Annotated in this window: 2 protein-coding genes; both read right to left on the bottom strand. The window is 69.3% G+C overall.

What is annotated here, in order from left to right:
- A partial coding sequence (locus tag ACZ3I4_RS47860; protein WP_465388847.1) for an enoyl-CoA hydratase/isomerase family protein occupies nt 1–203 on the bottom strand: 203 nt, incomplete at its 3' end.
- Between the two features lie 87 nt (nt 204–290).
- A partial coding sequence (locus tag ACZ3I4_RS47865; RefSeq protein ID WP_465388848.1) for a L,D-transpeptidase occupies nt 291–1,250 on the bottom strand: 960 nt, incomplete at its 5' end.

The following is a 1,250-nucleotide window of genomic DNA, read 5'->3' on the forward strand; positions in this document are numbered from 1 at the left end:
GCCTGCATCTCCTTGATGTCCGCCCCCGCCGCGAACACCTTCTCGCCGCCGTAGAGGACCACGGCGCGCCCGTCGTCGCGGCGGGTCGCCTCCTCGGCGAGTTCACGCAGCCGGTCCTGGGTGGCGACGTCCAGGGCGTTCATGGGCGGGCGGTCCAGCAGGATCGTGCCGACGCCGTCGCGTACTTCGAGGTTTGCGGTCATGGGGGCAGGTTAACCGTCGCTAACGGCGGCGGGCCCGGTGCTGTTGGTCACAGCACCGGGCCCGCTCCGTACGACGTGCTCGAAGGACTACTTGGTCCACTCCGCCCAGCTCATGTTCCAGCCGTTGAGGCCGTTGTCCGGCTGGATCGTCTTGTCGTGCGAGTTCTTCACGACCACGACGTCACCGATGAGCGAGTTGTCGAAGAACCAGGCCGCCGAGGTCTTCTTGGACCAGGCGCCGCGCACGTCCTGCAGACCGACGCAGCCGTGGCTGGTGTTGGTCGAGCCGAAGATGCTGGAGTTGCCCCAGTAGTTGCCGTGGATGAAGGTGCCCGAGGTGGACAGACGCATCGCGTGCGGCACGTCCTTGATGTCGTACTCGCCGCCGAAGCCGACCGTGCGGCCGTTCATCCGGGTCACTTCGTGCATCTCGCTGACCACCATCTTCCCGTTGTACGTGGTCGTCTTCCCCGGGGCGCCCGCCGTGATCGGAATGGTGGTGGCGGCCTCGCCCTCGCGGCGCACCTCCATGGTGTGCGCGGCCGCGTCGACCAGGGACGTCTGGGAGCGGCCGATCTCGAAGACGACCTTCTTGTCCTGGGTGCCGTACACGTGCGGCGCGCCCTCCACGTCGCGCAGCGCCATCTCGACGGTCACCTCGGTGCCCGGCTGCCAGTAGGCGGCGGGGCGGAAGTCGAGCCGGCTCTCGCCGAACCAGTGCCCCGCCACCTCGACCGGCGGTACGGCCCTCACCTTGATGGCCCTCTGGACGGCCGCGCGATTGGTGACCGGCCGGTTGAAGGCGAAGGAGACGATCATCCCGGTACCGACCGTGGAGCGGTTCTCCGGCTTGAAGTAGCCGATGAAGCGGTGCTCGGGCACGGTCGTGGTGAAGGTGGTGTGGCGGGCCGAACGGTGCCCCGAGCCGTCCACGGCCACCGCGTCCACGCTGTACTTGGCGGCGAGCCTGAGCCGGCCCGCCCCGCTCTCGGGCGCCCAGGACCGGCCGTCGTCCGCGATCCGGCCCGGCACCTTCTGGCGCTCCGC

It is taken from the genome of Actinoplanes sp. NPDC021490 (assembly GCF_055562135.1).